Source organism: Rhizobium mulingense (genome assembly GCF_029194105.1).
GTDB lineage: Bacteria > Pseudomonadota > Alphaproteobacteria > Rhizobiales > Rhizobiaceae > Rhizobium > Rhizobium mulingense.
In genome coordinates this window covers 39,419-60,267 of the sequence record NZ_JARFVE010000013.1, presented here as the reverse complement: position 1 = coordinate 60,267, position 20,849 = coordinate 39,419, and the positions used below count along the sequence as shown (strand labels likewise).

The 20,849-nt window shown below is 61.8% G+C and carries 21 protein-coding genes; 15 read left to right on the top strand and 6 right to left on the bottom strand.

The window, feature by feature from the left end; genetic code table 11:
• On the bottom strand, positions 1-282 hold the full coding sequence (locus PYR71_RS24995; protein WP_097580953.1) for a hypothetical protein: 282 nt from the start codon (positions 280-282) through the stop codon (positions 1-3).
• A 26-nt stretch (positions 283-308) separates the two neighbouring features.
• Positions 309-770, bottom strand: a complete 462-nt coding sequence (locus tag PYR71_RS24990) for a hypothetical protein (RefSeq protein WP_275621278.1) — start codon at positions 768-770, stop codon at positions 309-311.
• Between the two features lie 202 nt (positions 771-972).
• Between PYR71_RS24990 and PYR71_RS24985 the strand changes: the two genes are divergently transcribed.
• Positions 973-7,275 carry a HAMP domain-containing protein gene (locus PYR71_RS24985; RefSeq protein ID WP_275621277.1) on the top strand — a complete coding sequence of 2,101 codons (6,303 nt, stop codon included), beginning with the start codon at positions 973-975 and terminating at the stop codon, positions 7,273-7,275.
• A gap of 11 nt (positions 7,276-7,286) precedes the next feature.
• A complete protein-coding gene (locus PYR71_RS24980) occupies positions 7,287-8,960 on the top strand; it encodes a response regulator (RefSeq protein ID WP_275621276.1) in 1,674 nt (557 codons plus the stop codon).
• A 376-nt stretch (positions 8,961-9,336) separates the two neighbouring features.
• On the opposite strand, the gene PYR71_RS24975 is transcribed toward PYR71_RS24980, so the two are convergent.
• Positions 9,337-9,618: a type II toxin-antitoxin system ParD family antitoxin gene (locus PYR71_RS24975; protein WP_183934702.1), complete on the bottom strand. Its 282-nt coding sequence runs from the start codon at positions 9,616-9,618 to the stop codon at positions 9,337-9,339.
• A gap of 170 nt (positions 9,619-9,788) precedes the next feature.
• Here PYR71_RS24975 and treZ point away from each other — a divergent pair, with 170 nt between their 5' ends.
• From treZ to PYR71_RS24915, 12 genes are all read left to right on the top strand, one after another.
• On the top strand, positions 9,789-11,546 hold the full coding sequence (gene treZ / locus PYR71_RS24970; RefSeq protein ID WP_275621376.1) for a malto-oligosyltrehalose trehalohydrolase: 1,758 nt from the start codon (positions 9,789-9,791) through the stop codon (positions 11,544-11,546).
• Positions 11,547-11,572: 26 nt separating this feature from the next.
• A complete protein-coding gene (gene malQ, locus PYR71_RS24965) occupies positions 11,573-13,480 on the top strand; it encodes a 4-alpha-glucanotransferase (protein WP_275621275.1) in 1,908 nt (635 codons plus the stop codon).
• Between the two features lie 16 nt (positions 13,481-13,496).
• A complete protein-coding gene (locus PYR71_RS24960) occupies positions 13,497-13,724 on the top strand; it encodes a hypothetical protein (protein WP_275621274.1) in 228 nt (75 codons plus the stop codon).
• 62 nt (positions 13,725-13,786) lie between these two features.
• Positions 13,787-14,014 carry a hypothetical protein gene (locus PYR71_RS24955; RefSeq protein WP_275621273.1) on the top strand — a complete coding sequence of 76 codons (228 nt, stop codon included), beginning with the start codon at positions 13,787-13,789 and terminating at the stop codon, positions 14,012-14,014.
• Positions 14,014-14,187 (top strand): hypothetical protein, encoded by a 174-nt coding sequence (locus PYR71_RS24950; protein ID WP_275621272.1) that lies wholly within the window; start codon positions 14,014-14,016, stop codon positions 14,185-14,187. The genes PYR71_RS24955 and PYR71_RS24950 overlap by 1 nt, the downstream gene beginning before the upstream one ends.
• Positions 14,188-14,196: 9 nt before the next feature.
• A complete protein-coding gene (locus PYR71_RS24945; RefSeq protein WP_275621271.1) occupies positions 14,197-14,385 on the top strand; it encodes a hypothetical protein in 189 nt (62 codons plus the stop codon).
• Positions 14,386-14,465: 80 nt separating this feature from the next.
• Positions 14,466-14,627: a hypothetical protein gene (locus PYR71_RS24940; RefSeq protein ID WP_275621270.1), complete on the top strand. Its 162-nt coding sequence runs from the start codon at positions 14,466-14,468 to the stop codon at positions 14,625-14,627.
• A 134-nt stretch (positions 14,628-14,761) separates the two neighbouring features.
• Positions 14,762-15,166 (top strand): hypothetical protein, encoded by a 405-nt coding sequence (locus PYR71_RS24935; protein WP_275621269.1) that lies wholly within the window; start codon positions 14,762-14,764, stop codon positions 15,164-15,166.
• A 66-nt stretch (positions 15,167-15,232) separates the two neighbouring features.
• Positions 15,233-15,481 (top strand): hypothetical protein, encoded by a 249-nt coding sequence (locus PYR71_RS24930; protein WP_275621268.1) that lies wholly within the window; start codon positions 15,233-15,235, stop codon positions 15,479-15,481.
• Between the two features lie 187 nt (positions 15,482-15,668).
• Entirely contained in the window at positions 15,669-15,899 is a 231-nt protein-coding gene (locus tag PYR71_RS24925) for a hypothetical protein (protein ID WP_275621267.1), read from the top strand.
• A gap of 100 nt (positions 15,900-15,999) precedes the next feature.
• On the top strand, positions 16,000-16,263 hold the full coding sequence (locus tag PYR71_RS24920; RefSeq protein ID WP_010026897.1) for a hypothetical protein: 264 nt from the start codon (positions 16,000-16,002) through the stop codon (positions 16,261-16,263).
• A 128-nt stretch (positions 16,264-16,391) separates the two neighbouring features.
• Entirely contained in the window at positions 16,392-16,895 is a 504-nt protein-coding gene (locus tag PYR71_RS24915; protein ID WP_275621266.1) for a hypothetical protein, read from the top strand.
• A 56-nt stretch (positions 16,896-16,951) separates the two neighbouring features.
• Here PYR71_RS24915 and PYR71_RS31080 read toward each other — a convergent pair whose 3' ends face one another.
• Together PYR71_RS31080 and PYR71_RS24905 are read right to left on the bottom strand one after the other, a co-directional pair.
• The gene (locus PYR71_RS31080; protein ID WP_275621265.1) at positions 16,952-17,392 is read right to left on the bottom strand and encodes a hypothetical protein; all 441 of its coding nucleotides are present in this window, start codon (positions 17,390-17,392) and stop codon (positions 16,952-16,954) included.
• 134 nt (positions 17,393-17,526) lie between these two features.
• On the bottom strand, positions 17,527-18,255 hold the full coding sequence (locus PYR71_RS24905) for an endonuclease/exonuclease/phosphatase family protein (RefSeq protein WP_275621264.1): 729 nt from the start codon (positions 18,253-18,255) through the stop codon (positions 17,527-17,529).
• Between the two features lie 123 nt (positions 18,256-18,378).
• On the opposite strand from PYR71_RS24905, the gene PYR71_RS24900 reads away from it, so the two are divergent.
• Complete coding sequence (locus PYR71_RS24900) at positions 18,379-19,341, top strand: lysylphosphatidylglycerol synthase domain-containing protein (protein ID WP_275621263.1); 963 nt, start codon at positions 18,379-18,381, stop codon at positions 19,339-19,341.
• Here the strand turns inward: PYR71_RS24900 and PYR71_RS24895 are convergent.
• Positions 19,288-20,805 carry a phospholipase D-like domain-containing protein gene (locus PYR71_RS24895; protein WP_275621262.1) on the bottom strand — a complete coding sequence of 506 codons (1,518 nt, stop codon included), beginning with the start codon at positions 20,803-20,805 and terminating at the stop codon, positions 19,288-19,290. The two genes, PYR71_RS24900 and PYR71_RS24895, sit on opposite strands and share 54 nt — an antisense overlap.
• Positions 20,806-20,849: the final 44 nt, after the last annotated feature.

Here is a 20,849-nt window from a genome sequence, read left to right as displayed (position 1 = left end):
TCAGGTCAGTTTTCCCACAAGCTTTGCATAGTCCGAAAACGTGAAGCGTTCGCCTCGCTTGTTTGCCTCATCGGCAAGCATCAGCACACGGATGGGAAACAGGATGGCGGCGCGGTTGGCATCGGACAACTCGTGGTCATCATCGTCCTCGACGGCCTTCCTCGCTTTCGCGAGTGCCGCATTGAGTTCCTGGTGGGTGAGCAGTTCTTTTTCGACAATTGCGTCGCAGATCGACGCCATTGCCATGATCAAGCCTTTGAGCTGCAGGTTGGCCGTATTCATGAGAGCTCCAATGAAAAGAGAGACCTTTAATCCGGCTCAACCGGTCGGATCGTGTCGACGGAGATGACACCGTCGACGATGCCGCGGGTGACATCGCGCCTGTCCCGGTCGATCTCGATGACGGTGTAGAGCTTGTCGTCGCGAAAAGCGCTGGCATTGGCCGTCGTCACATCCTCGGCGGGCGCCGCATCCACTTCCATGAAATCGAGCTCGCGCGCTGCGGCGACGATCCTGGCATCGCCCGGCGTTCTGGCGGCGACGACAACGATGCCATGGCCGGGGGCATTGTCCCATCTCGGATCGTCGGGGGCGGCAATCGGTTCCAGCCGATAAATGTTGAGCATTTCATCGCCGGCATCGCGTGAGGTTTCCGCCGCATCCTGGATCTGCGCCTGGCTTTCGACCGATTTTCCAAAGGTGGTCGGGCTGGTCGCGTTGTTGATCTCTTCCTTACCGGTCCTCGAGACGTTCGACATGTCGCTCTCCATTGTCAGGACGGAAACGACGTCCGGCGGAGAACGGTTCCAGCCCGCGCAAAAAACCGCAAAGCCGGCTTTCGTACAGGGCGTTGGTTTATGCAGCTACTAAGTTCATTTTGAAGGACAAACCATGATAAGCTCTACCGGGGATGGCCCATACCATTTTCCAAGTTGAGCACTAAATTACCAGTCGTCAAAGAAGGGGATTTTCGTGAGCAACCAAATCAGCGAATTCGCGCGTGACAACGCCGCGGCAGAGAGCCTCAATGGGCACGACCACAAAACCATGGCGTTCGATGATGCCAGCGCGCTCCTTGAGGTTCTGGTCGCGGTCAGGCGCGGTGATTTCTCCGTGCGAATGCGCTCTGATCTCACGGGCGTCACCGGCAAGATCGCGGATGCCCTCAATGACATTATTGCCGCCAACCAGCGTATGGCCCAGCAGCTCGAACATGTCGGTCAGGTCGTCGGCCGCGATGGGCGAACCAGCACACGGGTGCGCTTCGGCCTCTCCGATGGGTCCTGGTCCGAGATGGAAGGATCGATCAACGGCCTGATCGACGATCTCCTGTGGCCGACGACGGCGGTGACGCGCACGATCACCGCGGTCGCCAAGGGTGACCTGCTGCAGACCGTGCCGCTGGACGTCGACGGCCGGCCGCTCAAGGGCGAATTCCTGCGCTCGGCCGATATCGTCAACACAATGATCAAGCAGCTGAGCGTTTTCACCTCCGAGGTGACGCGTGTCGCCCGCGAGGTCGGCACCGACGGAAAACTCGGCGGCCAGGCCCAGGTGTCCGAGGTGACCGGCGTCTGGAAGGACTTGACCGAAAGCGTGAACTCGATGGCGTCGAACCTGACGGCGCAGGTGCGCAACATCGCCGAAGTGACGATCGCCGTTGCCAACGGCGACCTTTCCAAGAAGATCACCGTCGACGTGCGCGGCGAAATCCTGCAGCTGAAGGAAGCGATCAACACCATGGTCGACCAGCTGCGCTCCTTCGCTTCGGAAGTGACGCGTGTGGCCCGCGAGGTCGGCACCGAAGGCAAGCTCGGCGGCCAGGCGCTGGTGCCGGGAGTCGCTGGAACGTGGAAGGATCTGACCGATAGCGTCAATGCCATGTGCGGCAATCTGACGGCCCAGGTGCGCAACATCGCCCAGGTGACGACGGCCGTGGCGCGCGGCGACCTGTCGCGCAAGATCACCGTCGACGTCTCGGGCGAAATCCTGGAGCTCAAGGAAACCATCAACACCATGGTCGATCAGCTCAACGGCTTCGCCGGTGAGGTGACGCGCGTCGCCCGCGAGGTCGGTACCGAGGGGCGGCTCGGCGGTCAGGCGCAGGTGCCGGGCGTCGCCGGCACCTGGAAGGACCTGACCGACAACGTCAATTCGATGGCCTCGAACCTGACGGCGCAGGTGCGCAACATCGCCGAAGTCTCGACCGCCATCGCCAACGGCGACCTGTCGAAGAAGATCACCGTTTCGGTCTCCGGCGAAATCCTCGAGCTGAAGGAAACCATCAATACGATGGTCGACCAGCTGAACGCCTTTGCCTCGGAAGTGACGCGCGTTGCCCGCGAAGTCGGCACGGAAGGCCGGCTCGGCGGCCAAGCCAATGTGCGCGGCGTCGCCGGCACCTGGAAGGACCTGACCGAAAACGTCAACTCGATGGCCGGTAACCTGACGGCGCAAGTGCGCAACATCGCCGAGGTTTCGACCGCGATTGCCAATGGCGACCTGTCGAAAAAGATCACCGTCCCGGTTTCGGGCGAAATCCTGGAGCTGAAGGAAACCATCAACACGATGGTCGACCAGTTGAACGGTTTTGCTGGCGAAGTGACGCGCGTCGCCCGTGAAGTCGGCACGGAAGGCCGGCTCGGCGGCCAGGCCAATGTGCGCGGTGTCGCCGGCACTTGGAAGGACCTCACCGACAGCGTCAATTCCATGGCCTCCAACCTCACCGGCCAGGTGCGTAACATTGCCGAAGTCGCGACCGCGGTCGCCCAGGGCGACCTGTCGAAGAAGATCACCGTCCCGGTTTCGGGCGAAATCCTGGAGCTGAAGGAGACCATCAATACCATGGTCGATCAGCTGAACGGCTTTGCCGGCGAGGTTACGCGCGTCGCCCGCGAGGTCGGCACCGAGGGGCGGCTCGGCGGCCAGGCGAATGTGCTCGGCGTCGCCGGCACCTGGAAGGATCTGACCGACAGCGTCAACTCGATGGCGGGCAATCTGACGGCGCAGGTGCGCAACATCGCCGAAGTCTCGACCGCCATCGCCAATGGCGACCTGTCGAAGAAGATCACGGTGTCGGTCTCGGGCGAAATCCTCGAGCTCAAGGAAACGCTGAACACCATGGTGGATCAGCTGAACCGCTTCGCCTCGGAAGTGACGCGCGTCGCCCGCGAAGTCGGCACCGAAGGCAAGCTCGGCGGCCAAGCGCAGGTGCCGGGCGTCGCCGGCACGTGGAAGGACCTGACCGAAAACGTCAATTCCATGGCCTCCAACCTGACCGGCCAGGTGCGCAACATCGCCGAAGTGACGACCGCCGTGGCGCGCGGCGACCTGTCGCGCAAGATCACCGTCGACGTGAAGGGGGAAATCCTGGAGCTGAAAAACACCATCAACACCATGGTCGATCAGCTCAACGCCTTCGCCGGTGAAGTCACCCGTGTGGCCCGCGAAGTCGGCACCGAAGGCAAGCTGGGCGGTCAGGCGCAGGTCTCCGGTGTGGCCGGCACCTGGAAAGATTTGACCGACAGCGTCAACTCGATGGCCGGCAACCTGACGGCACAGGTGCGCAACATCGCAGAGGTGGCGACCGCGATCGCCAATGGCGACTTGTCGCGCAAGATCACCGTCGACGTGCGCGGCGAAATCCTGCTGCTGAAGGACACGCTGAATACCATGGTTGACCAGCTTCGTTCCTTCGCCGGCGAAGTGACGCGCGTGGCGCGCGAAGTCGGCACCGATGGTCGCCTTGGCGGTCAAGCCGTCGTTCCCGGCGTCGCCGGCACCTGGAAGGACCTGACCGACAACGTTAACCTGCTCGCCGCCAATCTTACGACCCAGGTTCGAAACATCGCCGAGGTGACGACCGCCGTGGCGCGCGGTGACCTCTCCCGCAAGATCACCGTCGACGTAAAGGGGGAAATCCTCGAGCTGAAGAACACCATCAACACGATGGTCGACCAACTCAACGCCTTTGCCGGCGAAGTGACGCGCGTCGCCCGCGAGGTCGGCACTGAGGGCAAGCTCGGCGGCCAGGCTCAGGTGCCGGGCGTCGCCGGTACCTGGAAGGATCTGACCGACACCGTCAACGTCATGGCCGCCAACCTCACCGAGCAGGTGCGCGGCATCGTCAAGGTGGTGACGGCGGTCGCGAATGGCGACTTGAAGCAGAACCTCACTGTCGCCTCCAAGGGCGAAGTGGCCGCACTTGCCGAAACCATCAACAACATGACCAACACGCTTGCCACCTTCGCCGATCAGGTGACCACGGTGGCGCGCGAGGTGGGCGTCGAGGGCCGCCTCGGCGGCCAGGCCAACGTGCCGGGCACGGCCGGCACCTGGAAGGATCTGACGGGCAACGTCAACTTGCTCGCCGCGAACCTCACGACGCAGGTGCGCGCCATCGCCGAAGTGGCGACCGCCGTCACCAAGGGCGACCTGACGCGCTCGATCAAGGTCGATGCGCGGGGCGAAGTGGCCGAGCTCAAGGACAATATCAACACGATGATTGATAATTTGCGGCTCACCACCGAGCGCAACACCGAGCAGGACTGGCTGAAGACGAACCTAGCGCGCTTTACCAACATGCTGCAGGGGCAGCGTGACCTGACGCTGGTTGGCAAGATGCTGCTGTCGGAGCTCGCGCCGCTGGTCGGCGCCCATCAGGGCGTCATCTACCAGGTGGATGCCGACGAGAGCCAACCGTTCCTGTCGCTGCTGTCGGTCTATGCGCAAGGCGGCGAGGCGGCGCATCCGCCGCGGCTCGACTTCGGCCAGGGCCTAGTCGGCCAATGCGCGAGCGATGCCCGCCGCATCCTCGTCACCGATCTGCCCGATAACGTCGTACCGATCAGCTCCGGCGTGTTCACCACTCTGCCGAGAAGCGCGATCGTGCTGCCGGTGCATTTCGAGGGGCAGGTGAAGGCGGTTATCGAGCTCGCCTCCGCAGGCGAATTCACCGAGCTGCAGCTCTCTTTCCTCGACCAGTTGACGACATCGATCGGCATCGTTCTCAATTCGATCGAAGCGACCATGCAGACCGAAGGCCTGCTGAAGCAGTCCCAGCAGCTCGCCGCCGAGCTGCAGACCCAGCAGCGCGAACTGCAGCAGACCAACGAGCAGCTCGGGCAGAAGGCGCAGCAGCTCGAGGAACGCAACGTCGAGGTCGAGGCGAAGAACCAGGAGATCGAGCAGGCGCGGCGGGCGCTGGAGGAAAAGGCGACCGAACTGGCGCTGACCTCGAAATACAAATCCGAGTTCCTCGCCAACATGTCGCATGAGCTGCGCACGCCGCTGAACTCCATTCTCATCCTCGGCCAGCAGCTCGGAGAAAACCCCGACGGCAACCTGTCGGGCAAGCAGGTCGAGTTCGCAAAGACGATCCACGGCGCCGGCACTGATTTGCTCAATCTCATCAGCGATATTCTCGATCTCTCCAAGATCGAGTCCGGTACGGTCTCGGTCGACGCCGAGGAGATCTTCGTGAACAATCTGCTCGAAGTGATGGCGCGACCGTTCCGGCACGAAGCGGAAACGCGGAACCTGTCCTTCGCGGTCGAGGTCGGCACCGACGTCACAAAGAGCATTATCACCGACTCAAAGAGGCTCCAGCAGATCCTCAAGAACCTGCTGTCGAACGCCTTCAAGTTCACCGCGCAGGGCGGCGTGACACTTCGCGTCGCATCGGCGACGAGCGGCTGGTCGTCGGATCACCCCTCGCTCCGGCACGCGCCGTCGGTGATCGCCTTTGAAGTCGTCGATACCGGCATCGGTATCCCGCCGGAAAAACAGCGTATCATCTTCGAGGCATTCCAGCAGGCGGACGCCTCGACGAGCCGCAAATATGGCGGCACCGGCCTCGGGCTGGCGATCAGCCGCGAACTGGCAAACCTGCTCGGCGGCGAGATCCAGCTGCGCAGCACGCCCGGCGTCGGCAGTACCTTCGTCCTCTACCTGCCGCTCACCTATGTCGGCGCCGGTGCGGTTGCACCCAGGCCGGTTTCGCCGCCGGCGAATGTCGTCGAATTCGCCGAGGCGGCGGCAAGCCGCCGCGCCGAGAAGCCCACCGAACATGTCGCAGACGATCGACACCGGATCGCGACGGGTGACTCGGTGCTGCTGGTCGTCGAGGACGACGCGCATTACGCCCGCGTCCTGGTCGATCTCGCCCGCGACAATGGTTTCAAGGTGCTGGTGGCGATGCGCGGCAGCGATGCGCTGACGCTCGCGCAGGATTACAAGCCATCGGCGATCTCGCTCGATATCTTCCTGCCCGATATGCTCGGCTGGACGGTGCTGAGCCAGCTCAAGCAGAACCCGCAGACGCGGCATATCCCGGTGCAGATCATCAGTCTGGACGAGGATCGGCAGCATGGGCTTACGCGCGGCGCTTTCGCCTTCATGAGCAAGCCGACGACGGCGGAGGGTTTGGGCAAGGCGCTGTCGCGTCTGAAGGCCTATGCCGAGCCGCGCCGCAAGCAGTTGCTGCTCGTGGAGGACGACGAGGCGGAGCGCTTGAGCGTCACTGCGCTTCTCGGACATGACGATATCGACATCACCAGCGTCGGCTCGGGATCCGAGGCGCTTGCCGCTCTGCGGAGCAATTCCGCCGACTGCGTCGTGCTCGATCTTTCTCTTCCCGATATGTCGGGCTTCGACGTGCTGGAGCAGATACGAGACGATGCCGAGATCGGCGAGGTGCCGGTGGTCGTCTTCACCGGCAGGGAGCTTTCTGCGGAGGAGGACGCGACGCTCCACAGCATGGCCCGCAGCGTCGTCGTCAAGGGTGTGGAGTCCCCCGAGCGGCTTCTCGACGAGACGGCACTGTTCCTGCACCGGGTGGTCGCCGATCTCCCGGCGGCAAAGCAGGCGACATTGCAGGAACTGCACAGCTCGGACGAGGATCTTGTCGGCGAGACCGTGTTGCTTGTCGACGATGATGCCCGCAACATCTTCGCACTCAGCAGCGTGCTGGAGCGCCGCGGCATGAGGGTGCTGACGGCGACGACCGGCAGCGAAGCCATTGACATCATCAATAATGAACCCTCGGTTGCGATCGTGCTGATGGACATCATGATGCCCGGGATGGACGGCTATGAGACGATGCAGGTCATCCGCTCGGAGCCCCGCTTCCGGCGTCTCCCGATCCTGGCGCTGACGGCGAAGGCGATGAAGGGTGACAGGGAGAAATGCCTGGAGGCGGGTGCGTCGGATTACCTGGCGAAGCCCGTCAACACCGAGCAGCTCCTGTCGGCTCTGCGCATGTGGTTGCACCGCTGAGGATCCGGCCCATGAACCCCGTCAACATCCTCCTCGTCGACGACCAGCCAGCGAAGCTCCTGAGCTACGAAGTCATTCTCGAAGAGCTCGAGGAAAACCTCATCAAGGCGCAGTCGGCCCGCGAAGCCTTCGAGCACCTGCTGCGCACCGAAATCGCCGTAATCCTCGTGGACGTCTGCATGCCTGAACAGGATGGATTCGAGCTCGTCAGCATGATCAGGCAGCATCCGCGCTATCAGAATACGCCGATCATCTTCGTCTCCGCCGTTATGCTGGCCGAGCCTGACCGGCTGCGCGGCTATGCGGTCGGCGCCGTCGACTACGTCTCCGTCCCGATCGTGCCCGAAGTGCTGCGGGCCAAGGTCAGGGTCTTTGCCGATCTCTACAGGAAGACGCGGGAACTCGAACGCCTGAATGCCGAGCTGGAGGCGAGGGTGCACCAGCGCACCGCCGAGCTCGAAACATCGGCGGCGCAATTGCGTCAGCTTAATGAAGAACTCGAGCACCGGATCGATCAGCGGACCCGCGAGCGCGAGGAGGCGCTGGCACAGCTTTTCGAAGCGCAGAAGCTCGACACGATCGGCCATTTGACCGGCGGCGTGGCGCACGATTTCAACAATCTTCTCATGGCGGTGCTCGGCAGCCTCAGCCTGCTGAAGAAGCGGCTGCCGGCCGATGAGCGCAGCGAACGCCTGGTGACGAACGCGATCCAGGCCGCCGAGCGCGGCACGGCGCTCACCCAGCGCCTGCTCGCCTTCGCCCGCCGACAGGAGCTGAAGCCGCAGGCGGTCGACTTCCTCCGGCTGTTCGAAAATGTCGAGGATCTGCTCGCCAAGGCGGTCGGTCCGCGCGTCGAGATTCGAAAGAGCATCCCGGCGGATCTGGAGCCGCTGCTGGTGGACAGCAACCAGCTGGAGCTAGCGCTGCTCAACCTCTTCGTCAATGCGCGCGATGCGCTCGAAAGCGGCGGTGCGGTGACGGTCGCCGCGGCGCCGGAAGAGGCACGGCCGACCGGCCTTGCGGGCGGGAATTACATCAAGATATCGGTCTCGGACGATGGCGAGGGGATGGACGAGGCGACGGTTCTGCGTGCTGCCGAGCCATTTTTCACCACCAAGGGGATCGGCAAGGGTACCGGTCTCGGCCTGTCGATGGTGCACGGCCTGGCAGCGCAATCGGGCGGCTCGATCCAGATTTCGAGCGCGAGAGGCAAGGGCACCACCGTCTCCCTCTGGCTGCCCGTCGCCGAGAGCTTCACCAAGGCGCAGCCGGCGGTAGTGCCGGCGGCCGCGGAACCCGTGAAGCCGGTGTCGCGATCGCTTGCCATTCTTGTCGTCGACGACGATGCGCTCGTCAGGACCGGAACCGTGGCGATGCTGGAGGACCTTGGACACCTGCCGCGGGAAGCGACTTCCGCTTCCCAGGCTCTGGAATTCTTCGCCGGCGGACAGGAGTGCGATCTTGTCATCACCGATCACGCCATGCCGGGCATGACCGGCGCCGAGCTCGCGCGCCACCTTCGTGCAGCTTTCCCCAACCTGCCCGTTATTCTCGCTTCCGGCTATGTCGAGCTTACCGAGGACCAGGGGCTCGGCCCGATGCTCAGGATGACGAAGCCGTTCACTCAAGAGCAGCTTCAGGCGGCCATGGACGAAGCGCTCCGGGACAAGGTCGCTGCGGCGTAATCGACGAAGCGAGCGGCAGGGCGGATCATACTTGACAGGCGGGCAGCGCGCGATTCTCACTAGTCCAGAAGCTGCTAGCTTTCCTCGTCAAACCGCTGGCCGGCGTAGAGGATACGGATGATAATGACCTCGGTAGGCTCGACGACGAACGCTACGCTTACCCGGCGCTCAAAGCCGACTATACGCAAGCCTGGGCGAACATGATCACGGAGGCTGCCACGTTCGGGATTACATCTCGGACCATCCATGAAGGTCCTGATGCGGGCCACTCAATCGCGGGCGACGGTAGCAGACGTGGATTTCCTACGAACGAAGCCATAGATACGCACCAAATCCAGCTCCGCCTCATCGGTCAGGCGGATATGATAGTGCTTCATCAATCCTTTTCCCGATCGATCTCGTCCATGCTCGCTTCAAGGCGCCTCCAGACCTCATCGAGGGGTTTAGCTTTAGTGGGATCGGCCTTATATGCGTCATAGGTGGCCGCAACTTCCGTTCGAAGCCAATGCTCGACAGCGTTTTCGCGTTCTTGCAAGGCTCTCAAACCTTCGCGAATGACTTCGCTCTCTGAGGCGTATTCGCCGTTGGACACTCGCTGCTTAACCAGCTTCGCCATTTCCACGGGCAACGTGATGCTCATCTGCTGCGTCGAACGCATCGATTGCACTCCTATCTTTCTGCACATGATAGGATAGAATCCTACTTTTTCTCAGCCCAAACACTGCCGACGGCGGCCGCTTTCCCACGTCCGCTTGCAGACGAAACTTTTTGCTCCCACGGCAGTTACCCAGATCCCGTCCATTCATCAAAGGCTCTCCCTTGACCAAAATGATGTTCGGCCCCGCTTTCAGCGAAGACGGCGTTCTGTTCCGCCTCTGGGCTCCTCTGCATGAAAGCGTATCGTTGAGGATCGTAGGCGCGGATCGCCGTCCGATGCAGGCGGACGACAACGGCTGGCATCGTTGCGTGGTCGCGGAAGCCGGCGTCGGCACGCGCTACCGTTTCGTGCTGCCGGATGGTCTCGAGGTCCCCGATCCCGCCTCGCGGTTCCAGCCTGAGGATGCGCATGGCCCGAGCGAAGTGGTCGATCTTTCTGCCTACCGCTGGAAGACCATTGCCTGGAAGGGCCGGCCCTGGGAGGAGATGATCATTTACGAAATGCACATTGGCTGCTTCACGCCGCAGGGTACTTTCAAGGCCGCGATCGAGCGTCTCGACCAGCTGCGGGAACTGGGCGTGACGGCGCTGCAGATCATGCCGGTCGCTGAATTCCCGGGCCGCTATAGTTGGGGCTATGACGGCGTGCTTCCCTATGCGCCTGACAGCAGCTACGGCAAGCCCGAAGATTTGATGGAGCTGGTGGATGCGGCGCATGAGCGCGGCATCTCGGTCTTCCTCGACGCGGTCTACAATCACTTCGGGCCGGATGGAAACTATATTCCGTCCTACGCGCCGCTCTTTACCGATCATCACAGGACGCCTTGGGGCAACGGCGTCAATTATGACGGCGACGGGTCGGAGATGATCCGGGAATTCATCATCGAGAACGCCATCTATTGGATCACCGAGTTCAGGCTCGATGGTTTTCGCTTCGATGCCGTCCATGCGATCAAGGACGACAGCAGGGAGCATCTTCTGCATGCGCTCGCCCGTCGTGTCAGGGCAGCGGCCGGCGACCGGCAGGTCCACCTGATCGTTGAAAACGAGGAGAACGACAGCGACCTGCTGCAGCGCGATGAGAACGGCGCGGCCCGGCTTTTCACCGCCCAGTGGAACGACGACCTGCACCATGTGCTGCATATCGCTGCGACCGGCGAGACCTTCGGCTATTATGCCGACTACGCCGGCGATGCCGATAAGCTCGGCCGCGCGTTGGCCGAAGGTTTCGTGTTCCAGGGTGAGCATATGCCCTACCGCGGCGGGAGTCGGGGCAGGCCGAGCGGCCACCTGCCGCCGACCGCCTTCGTGTCCTTTATCCAGAACCATGACCAGATCGGCAACCGGGCGCTCGGCGACCGCATCATGGCCGCGAGCCCGGCCGATGCCATCAAAGCCGTCACATCAATCTACCTGTTGGCGCCCGAGATCCCGATGCTGTTCATGGGCGAGGAATGGGGTGCCAAAGAGCCTTTTCCGTTTTTCTGCGATTTCGACGAGGATCTGAACGACAAAGTCCGCAAAGGCAGGCGCGAGGAGCTTTCGCGCCTGCCGGGCTTCGATGCCGACGAGCTTCTCGACCCGACGGCGGCGTCGACCTTTGCTGCCGCCAAGCTCGACTGGTCGAAACGCGCCTCCTCGGAGACCCTTGATTTCTACAGGATGCTTCTCGATCTGCGACATCAAAGAATCATCCCCTTGCTGAAAGGCGGAGCCGGACATGGGGCTTACCGGTCGGCCGGCACTGCGGTGGCGGTGGATTGGACGTTTGCCGGCAACCGGCGACTTCACTTCAGCGCTAATCTCAGTGACGAGGCCGCGACGCTCGGCGCTCAGCATGAGGGCGGCGAGACGATCTTCCGTCTCGGCCGCAATGACGATGGCGATCTTGCGCCTTGGACGGTGATCTGGACCATCGGTGAAGTGTAAGGGGCTGAGATGAAGGCGATCGAACCATGAGGCGCGCGGAGATCGAAAGGCTCGCCCGCCGGCACGGCATTAGCCCGACAAGGCCCAGTCCCGACAATCGGGAAGTGGCGATCTCCAGCGACACGAAGCGCAAGCTGCTTTCGGCACTGAAGGTTGACCTCTCGGCGGCGGCTGATCGCGAGACAGCCGGGACGCGGCAGGAGCCGAAGCCGACGCTCAAGGAGATCCCAAGGTCATACCTCCCGGATTTTCTCTCCGGCACGCGCGTCTGGGGCATCAGCCTGCAGCTTTACGAGCTTCGCTCGGCGCGCAACTGGGGCCTTGGGGACTTCGAGGATCTGTCCACTATGACAGGTCTGGCGGGATCGCTTGGCGCCGATTTCATCGGTCTCAACCCGCTCCACGCGCCTTTTCTCGCCGATCCCGATCGCTGCAGCCCCTATGAGCCCTCGAGCCGCCAGCATCTCAACCCGCTCCATATCGCCGTCGACAAGGTGCCGGGCTTTACCGGCAATGCCGACCTCGAGCGGCAATTGCAACGCCTTCGCCAAACAGAGCTCGTGGATTACGCCGGCGTCGCACGAACCAAGCTTCAAGCGCTGCGGGATCTCTGGCCGGAGTGGCGGGCGCGAGCGGCGACCGACAAGACCTATGATCCCCGGGATTTCGACGCCTTCGTCGCGCAAGGCGGCGACAGCTTGCGGCGGCACGCTCTTTTCGAATGCCTGTCGCTTTCCATGACCGCTCGTGGCGCGGGTGCCGGCTGGCAGAAATGGCCGTCCGACTTCCAGCGTGCCGACAGCGCTGCCGTCGCCGAATTCGAGCGCGAACATGAAGACGATGTGCGTTTCCATATGTGGCTGCAATGGCTCGCCCACCGGCAGCTGATGCAGGCGGCCGCGCGGGCGCTGAAGGCCGGTATGCGGATCGGGCTCTACCTTGATCTTGCCGTCGGCGAAGCAGTCGACGGATCGGCGACATGGAGTGAGCCGGAAGTCTATATTTCCGGGGCCACCGTCGGCAGTCCTCCCGATCCCTTCGCCGTCGACGGGCAGGACTGGCATCTTGCCGGCTATCTGCCTTCCATGATCGCATCAAGGGAAACCTCTCCCTTTCGTCGTCTGGTGAGCGCGGCCATGCGCTATGCGGGTGCGATCCGCATCGATCATGCCCCGGCGCTTCGCCGCCTCTTTCTGGTGCCGCTCGGCGCCAGCCCGCAGGGCGGCGGCTATGTCCGCTATCCCCAGGATCGGCTCCTGCAGATCCTTGCCGAGACGTCGGCCGAGCATCGATGCCTCGTCATCGGCGAAGCCTTGGGGATGATCCCCGAGGACCTGCCCGATGATCTGGCGGCGGCCCGAATTCTCTCTTATCGGATCCTTTCCTATGAACAGGACGACGACGGCTTCAAGCCGGCGGCTGCCTATCCCATTCTTGCCTTAGCGTGTATTTCGACGCACGATCATCAGACCCTGGCCGGCTGGTGGCGCGGCGCCGACATTCAGGACCGGCGCGACCACGGCATCGTGCCGCCGAATCTTATCGAAAAGCATCTCGAACACCGCAAGCGCGAGCGGCGACGCCTGAAGGCGGCGCTCAGAGCTGCCGGTTTTGGCTTGCCGAAGCGTCTTGACGCAAGGGCAAGTCGGGAGGCGCTGAGGCAGCTGACCGTCAGCGCCTATCGCTTCATCGCCAGAACCCCATCCCTTCTCGTTGCGGTGCGCCTTGCCGATCTCACCGATGAGAAAAACCCGACCAATATTCCCGGCACGAGTGACAGCTATCCGAATTGGAAGCCGAAGCTTTCGGTTTCGCTCGAGGACATGATGTCGAACCCGCTCGTCCAGCGCGTAACGGAGGCGATGCGCAAGGAAAGGCCGCAAAATCGATTGGCAAGGGAACGAATAGGAAGCCGGCGGATTCTGAATAGATAGGAAAAGGATCGCCGAGATGATTTCCAAGAAACACCTGGTCGAAGTCGCGGTGGATACCGAAGAAGGGCGCGTCCCTCTCGGCATCATGAACGCCAGGCAGGCGCTCGCGCTTCCCGATGATCTCGATGTCGAAATATCGCATCCCGATCACGAGCCGGGCAACACCGACCGCTTCGTCCAGAAGGACGAGTTGCGACGGCATCTCGACAAGCGGTACGGCCGGCCTGGCGGTCCATCCGGCTGATTTGCGTTCGATCCCGGAACCTCGGTGGATCTGGATTGTTTGATACGACCAAGGAGAAAACCATGGCACATGCCGACCGGAAACATATCGGCGCTGGCGCGAAGGGAAAAGGCGATGGCAGCGGCGCCTTGACCGATCTCGAAGAAGAGCAGCTTCCTGAAAATATGGTCCTGTCGAACCGCGACAAGACACAACACTCCAAGGAGCGCGGCCTGGACGGCAAGACGGTTCAGACCGAGCAATATTCGGATCACAGCTCGAACCGAGACCCCGACTGGGGAGAGACGTGATGAGCAGCAAGCTACCTCCTGTTCCAGCCGGCAACGTCAGCAGCAAGGGCGCAGGCAAGCCGATGAAGACCAAAGCAGAAGACGCCGCAATGGCAAGCGGTGTAGAAGACCCGGATAAGAAGGGTCAGCAAGGCAACAGTAAGATCAATACCAGCCATCAGCAGGACCGCTAGGAGGCATCGATGTCCACGTCCAAGAAGAGCGCCGCGACCATCCGCCAGGGCGGTCCGGGCGCTTCGCGTGAAAATGCCAAGGAGCCGCTCGACATTCAGAAGCCGGCAGCAGAGCCGGACAAACGCACGCAAAGCAAGGTCTCCGGCGGTGGCGGCGAGCATGATCGCCACCACGGCCACGACCCGCGGCGGAAGTGAGGGGCAGACTGGCGGCGGACTAACTAGCCGAAGGGATGAGGTCCGTCGCTTCATAGGATCAACATGATGGAAGACAGACCATGACGACCGTATTCATCCTTGTTGCATTGGCTCTCATCGTCATCTACGCCGGCCCGACACTGCTGTTTATCTGCGTCGGTTATGCCGACTACATGCTGGAGAGGCGCAGACACTTGTTGGCTTTGAAGCACGCGGTAAGGCGTCGCAGCGACGAGCTTTAGGCGTCTGACAATATCATTGAGGCGCGAGCGCGAGGCAGGTTGCGCGTTGTCGCGACATGCGCTGTCAATTGATTATCAAAAAGTTCTCATGGAGGGACCGCGAGGTCGGAACGTTGATTTTGGGAGATGTCAAAATGCCGCGTCGCAAGCACAGTGAAACGACTACCCTCGACACCAGCCGAGCCAAGCTCGGCGAACCGGTGCCAAAAGCCATTATCGACACCAACACCGCATCCGTCGGCGTCCCCCGGCAGCCCGAAGAGGACCTGCGCGTGGAATTGAGTACATTGCGGAAACAGATCGACATGCTCAAGCAGCAGGTGCTGGAGGCCGGGCGATCGGCAAAGGACAGTGCTGGAAAAGCGATCCATCAGACCGAGGCCGTGGTCAAACATTATCCGCTTGCCACGGTTATGCTCGTGACTGCTGTCGCGGGTGTGTTCGCCTTTGCCTCACATCACGTCTCCTCGCCGCGTCGCGGGCCGTCCGCCTTGCGAGACGTCAGGGACTTCTACGACTGGATGCGCCAGCGGATCTGACAAGATTTCAGGATTGTCAGCACCCCGATTTTGTCCGAGGCTCTCTCACGCACAAGGGAAAATCGGATGCTCGATATCATCATACGCAGCGCTCTCGCCATCGTCGGGCGGGCGGAACGCTTGATCGAAACGGCGAGGCGGCTGCTTGACGGAGATGATCTCGACGAAGCGGGGGTGTATGAACTCAATCGTGAGATCGAACGGTTGAGGGACGTGCTTTTTGGGGTGGACGAAGCGGTCCGGTCGCTCGCACTCACTGTCGAATGCTGGCCGCAAGCCGTTCACGCCCACGGGCTAGAGAAAACCTTGCATTGATTTCAGCAGTGCCTCGTGCTTTCCTAAGCTGCTGTTATAAAACAGTTTTCCAATACGGATCTGCATGTCACGTGACCGTGGAGGCAATATGTGCTTGATTGGGGCGTTCGGTGCTTCCGATTTCCAGGCCGGGGTGCGCCTGAAACGCGGAACATGAGGGGGCGCTATCATCGTTGGGGCATGGGCGATGACTTTGAAGACCTCCGGGCAGATATCCGAGCGCGACGAATTTATATTTCCGGTTCACACCCGGACGATTGCGCAGATACGCTATGATATTCGTGGTCAGGTCATGACGGTCGTCTATCATGATGGCCGCTCGCGGACCACGACCGGCATAGAGGGCTCGGCGATGCTCAGAATCCTTGCCCAGCGTCCGCTGGAGCCTTCCCCGTTTCTGTTGCGAACGGTCATCTGATAGAGAAAATCGGAGCGTCCGCAGCTAAATCGTCCTCATGGTGCATCCATTTCCCGGGAACTGCGTTCATCCTCGATAGCCAGTCTATGGAGGGAAGACGATGACCTTTCCACGGCCGAAAGCCGAGGCTCCCGCTCAGCGCTTCCAAGAAGCGAGCGCTGCTGCACGCGACGCCTTGGAAAAGCTGATTGCTGCCGCCAATGAAGCCGGATGGGGGACCGAGGAAATATCGGTCGCATTCCTCGAGGCCGCGCGGTTTTTGAACGAGGCCAACAGAAAAGATCCCGACCCTGCCGACGATCCGATCATCAGCGAGGTACCGGGCAAGCGTGAACAGATTGGACATGGCGAGCTTTTTGATTGAAGCATGTCGCGCAACAGTATGCAGCGGTTTTCGGCAGCGACATGCGTAGGCCCGCAGGGCCAGGTCGGCGAGTGGGATCAATTTGAGCCATCAGGCGTTCTGCGGTGAGGAAACACGGGAGACGCATCATGTTCAAGAACGAATCCGGCACTAGCGCCACCAAAAGCCTCGACGACGTCGGCATCCCGCTCGCAAATAAAGAAGAGGCGGATATCAATCCTGACCTCATCCGGCGCGACGGCTTCGCGAACGAGGCTGAATACCGCGCCTATCTCGCCACGCTTGGTGGGGAAATTCCGTTCGACGCCTATGTCGCGGAAACCGTCGAGACCTCCGAAGGACATGCTCTGGAAGGCCGTCTGCGGGAGTTGCGGGAAGAGTTTGAAAACCTCCAGGCCCGTTTGCAGGTGATCCGGCGGCAGGCCGCGACCGTCCTGACCGAAAATGCTCGCTGGGCCGATGCCAGTGCCCATGCCCAACTCGGTGACCGGCCATGGCTCAAGCTGGCGGGCGCGATTGCGGCAGCCTTCGTCGTCACCAGGGGGCTCCGGCGTTTGCCTCTCGGGACTGTGGCGACCGCGGCGCTGCCCCTGGCGGCCGCCGCGATCAATCGGAAGCTTGCCAGAGATTGATGTCCGACGGATAGCTGAAACGAGCGCCATCTTCTCGCCGAAGTGTTCGCGCCATCTTACGGTTTGGAAGGGAGATGAATATGGCTGGACATGACGACCGCTATATCGAGATCACGACGCGTCTTCGCTCGATGCGGTCCTTCTGCGACTTCCTCTCGCAGGGCGGTACCGTCCGCGTCGCCTTGTCGGACGGCGAGCCCTTTAAGGACGTCACCGCCGTTCTGCTGGAACGGAATCGCCGGGAGGCAGAAGCGCTCGCTCGCACCCGCAGGCAGCTTTATCCCGATCTCGCAGACGAAGATGTGATGCCGCCGCTCTACAGCCGTCACTGACTCCCCCTCAGGCAGCGGCCACGCCACGCGCCTGTCCGTTTCTTCCTGAGCAGGTTTGAAGGCGATGTCGTCCATGACGCCGATGATCTGCATGATCTTGATCGGCAAGCCTGGCGGTGACGGCGTCGCGATTTCCTGCGTGGCATTGGCTAGGAACTCGGCCATTGCCGCCGACAGATTGCGAAAACGGCTCAAGGATTGGAGGACGGAGTAATATCCATCCGCCCCTGAAGCAGGCTCGTTGCATAAAAGCCCCCACGGCGCCCACGGCATGCTGTCCGGATGTGCCACGCCGACGATCAGGCGAAACCGATTTCCGCAAGCAGAGGCAGGTGGTCCGAGGCGATCCGCGTCAGCCGATTTTGCAGGACGGCGGCATTTTTGACGACGAGATCGTCGGTGACGAAGATGTGGTCGAGACGCATCAGCGGGTAGAGGGACGGAAAGGTCGCTTTCGCGGCGGCCTTGCCCGCGAGCTGGGCGTCCTTCAACGACCGCGCGGCAAGTCGGTACGTCGCCGATGATGGAATTGCATTGAAATCGCCGCAGAGAATGCAGGGAAGAGGTTCGTTCGCCGCGCCGCGCAGCCAGCCTGTGTTCAACAGCGTCGTCATCTGCCGGATGCGCTCGCGCCCGCGAAGGCCGAGATGGGTGTTGATCACCAGGAGCTTCCTGTCGCCGACCAGGATTTCGACGGATAGCGCGCCGCGCTGTTCGCCGATGGAGGGCAGAGGGCCGGCCTTGACCGCGCCTGTCGGCAGCGCGGTGATGATCGCATCGCCATACTGCTCCTCGGCAACCGACAGCGCCGGATGGAAATGCACCTGCATCTTCAGCAGCGATGCGATCGTATGGGCCTGATCGACGCCGCCGGTCCGATGTCTCATCACATCGACTTCCTGCAGGGCGACGATATCCGCTCCAGCCTCGGCAATGACCGACGCGATGCGGCCCGGGTCGAGCTTCCGGTCGTTGCCGATGCAGCTGTGCACGTTATAGGTCAGGAGTTTGATCGATCTATCCGGCATTGGCCCGCTAAAGCTGGTCTCCCCTCGAGAGACAGGGTTCGTCCTCCCAGAGGGGAACACAATACTCTTTTGATCGTTCCAGTTGATCGAGTTATCGCGCTCGCACCTCGAAACGGACAATCGATGAGTCTGAAAAACGCAATCTGGAATGGACTGCTCGTTGCCGCCCTTTGTATCGCGGGCTTTCTTCTCTATCGGATCTTCCGCCAGTACAGCCTGGAGCAGATCGTTCAATCGGTTCGCAGCATACCTTTTCCGAGCTTCTGCACAGCACTCCTGTTTACGGCGGCATCCTATCTATGCCTGAGCTGTTTCGACTTGCTGGCGATCCGCTCGCTCGGCAAATCCCTGCCTTACCGGAAGATCGTGCTCGCCTCCTTCATTAGCCTTTCGCTCGGCCACAATATCGGATTTGCGGGGCTGAGCAGCGGCGCCTTCCGCTTTCGCTATTATTCCCGCTGGGGCCTGACGGCCGAGGACGTGGCGAAGATCATCCTGTTATGCGGCGTCACCGTCGGCTTAGGGTTGATCACGCTCGGCGGCCTTGCACTGATCGTCAATCCCGGCGATGCCGCGCGTCTGCTGCGCATCGACCCGGCGAGCACCCGCCTATTCGGTCTGCTGGCGCTCGTCGTGCCGGTCCTCTATGCGGGGTTGGCGTATTTCATCCGCGGCCGGCTGCGGCTCTGGCACTGGTCGTTTCAGCTGCCGCGATTTTCGATCGCGCTCGCCCAGGTCGGGGTCGGGACAATCAACTTCATGCTGGTGTCCGCATGCCTGCACCAGATGCTCTCGGTTTTCGGCGACGTTGCCTTCTTCAGGTCGGTGACGGCTTACGTGCTCGCCAATTCCGCGATCCTTGCAACGCATGTCCCCGGTGGTCTCGGCGTACTCGAGGCGACGGTCTCCTATGTCGTGCCGCAGGAAGCCTCGATCGGTGCGCTGATTGCGTTCCGCTGCAGCTATTTCTTCATTCCGCTGGCGCTCGGCACCACGCTTCTCATCATCAGCGAAGTGATCTTCCGGCGCCAGTCACGCGGGGCGGACCAGGAGACGGAAGAGCGCGCCGAGGCCCAGTCGATCTAGGAGCCCGAAGGGCCGGGCCGGGTCGAAGAACGCGGTGCCCTTTATCGGCGAAATGCTGCCCGATAGATCGACGGCAAATTCCCGCAAGCCCCGAGGCCCATCATTGAGCGTGTCGATTGCTTGGATGATCGAGCCGCTCTGCGCAAAGGCTGCCGCAAAGGTCTCGGTGGTCGTTCCAAGATATTCGGCCAGCAGACGATGGCGCAGATCCGCGATTCCGCCGCGATGCTCGTCATTGTCGGCCTCGAGAAGCATGTCGCATTCCGAATCCAATCCCTCCGAGCGGTTGTTGAGATTGGAAGAGCCGATGCGGATCAGTTCGTCGTCGGCAATGATCAGCTTGGAATGGATGAGCACGTCCACCCCGTCGTCCTTTGGCGGCCCGGGCACTGTCGGTCCGGGCACTGGCGGTCCGGGCACGACGGGATAATAGATCCTGAACCGATCAGCGCGATCGGCGCGCTTGAGACGACGGATGACGCGGTCACGATTGCCGCCCATGACGAGTTTTTCGATCAGGCCGTGCGAACGGCGCGTGCAGATGACCACAATCTCGGGGCCATCTTCCTCCTGGAGACGCGCGGCAAGGGCGTCGGCGACGCGGAAGGAGGCGAGATATTGCGCTTCGATGTAAAGCTGCCGCCGCGCCCGGGCGATGACGTCGAGTGTCGAGGCGATGCCGTCGCTGATCCCGGTGCGGAAAGTCGTCGCCGGCTCCGTCAATACGAGGCTGACGGGGATCTGCTTCAGCGAAACGGCAAGATCGTCCGGCCATGTGAAAGGGTAGCTCTCGGCAAGCGGTCCATGGCTTTCGCCGGTGGCCTTTTCCCAGCGCCGCCGCGAGATATTGCCGATCAGCCTGGCGGCGTCACCGGTGACCATCGCCTGAACGTCATGCAGCGGATCGTAGGAGACGCCTTCGGGGTCACGTCGCAATACCTCCTTGGCGCGATGGCGTCTCGTATCCCATCGCCGCGACGTCAGGTCCAGGCCACCGATGAAGGCAACGGCATCGTCGATACAGACGAGTTTCTCATGATGGCAGCCGCGCACGGTGTTTTGAAAATCGAAGCGCAGATCGATCCTGGCATTCCTCGGAAAGTTTTTCTTCCGAAGCACCTGCAGGGATTTTCCCGAATAGATCGGTCCGAGCGTCCAGATGAGAATGCGTATCTCGATCGCCGGGTTTGCCTCTGCCAGGGCGTGCAGCAGCTCGGCCAAGGTTTCGCCAGATTTCTCCGGCTCCATCGGAATATCAGGATTAAAATCCCATCCGACGATCCAGACCCTGCGCCGCGCCTGCCGCAGCGCGCGCGCCAGCTCGGCGAAATACCGGTTGCCATTTACCAGGAAGGCGGCTTTTTCGGCGTAGCCTTCCAGTTCCTGTTTTTCACCGCCGCCTGGCTGTTGCGCTTTTGTTCTAAGCAGGTAGGGTTGATTGAGCATGGTTTCTAACGCGGTCATGGTTGCCTCGGCTTTTCGACTGAAAGCAAACGCCCCGGACTTTC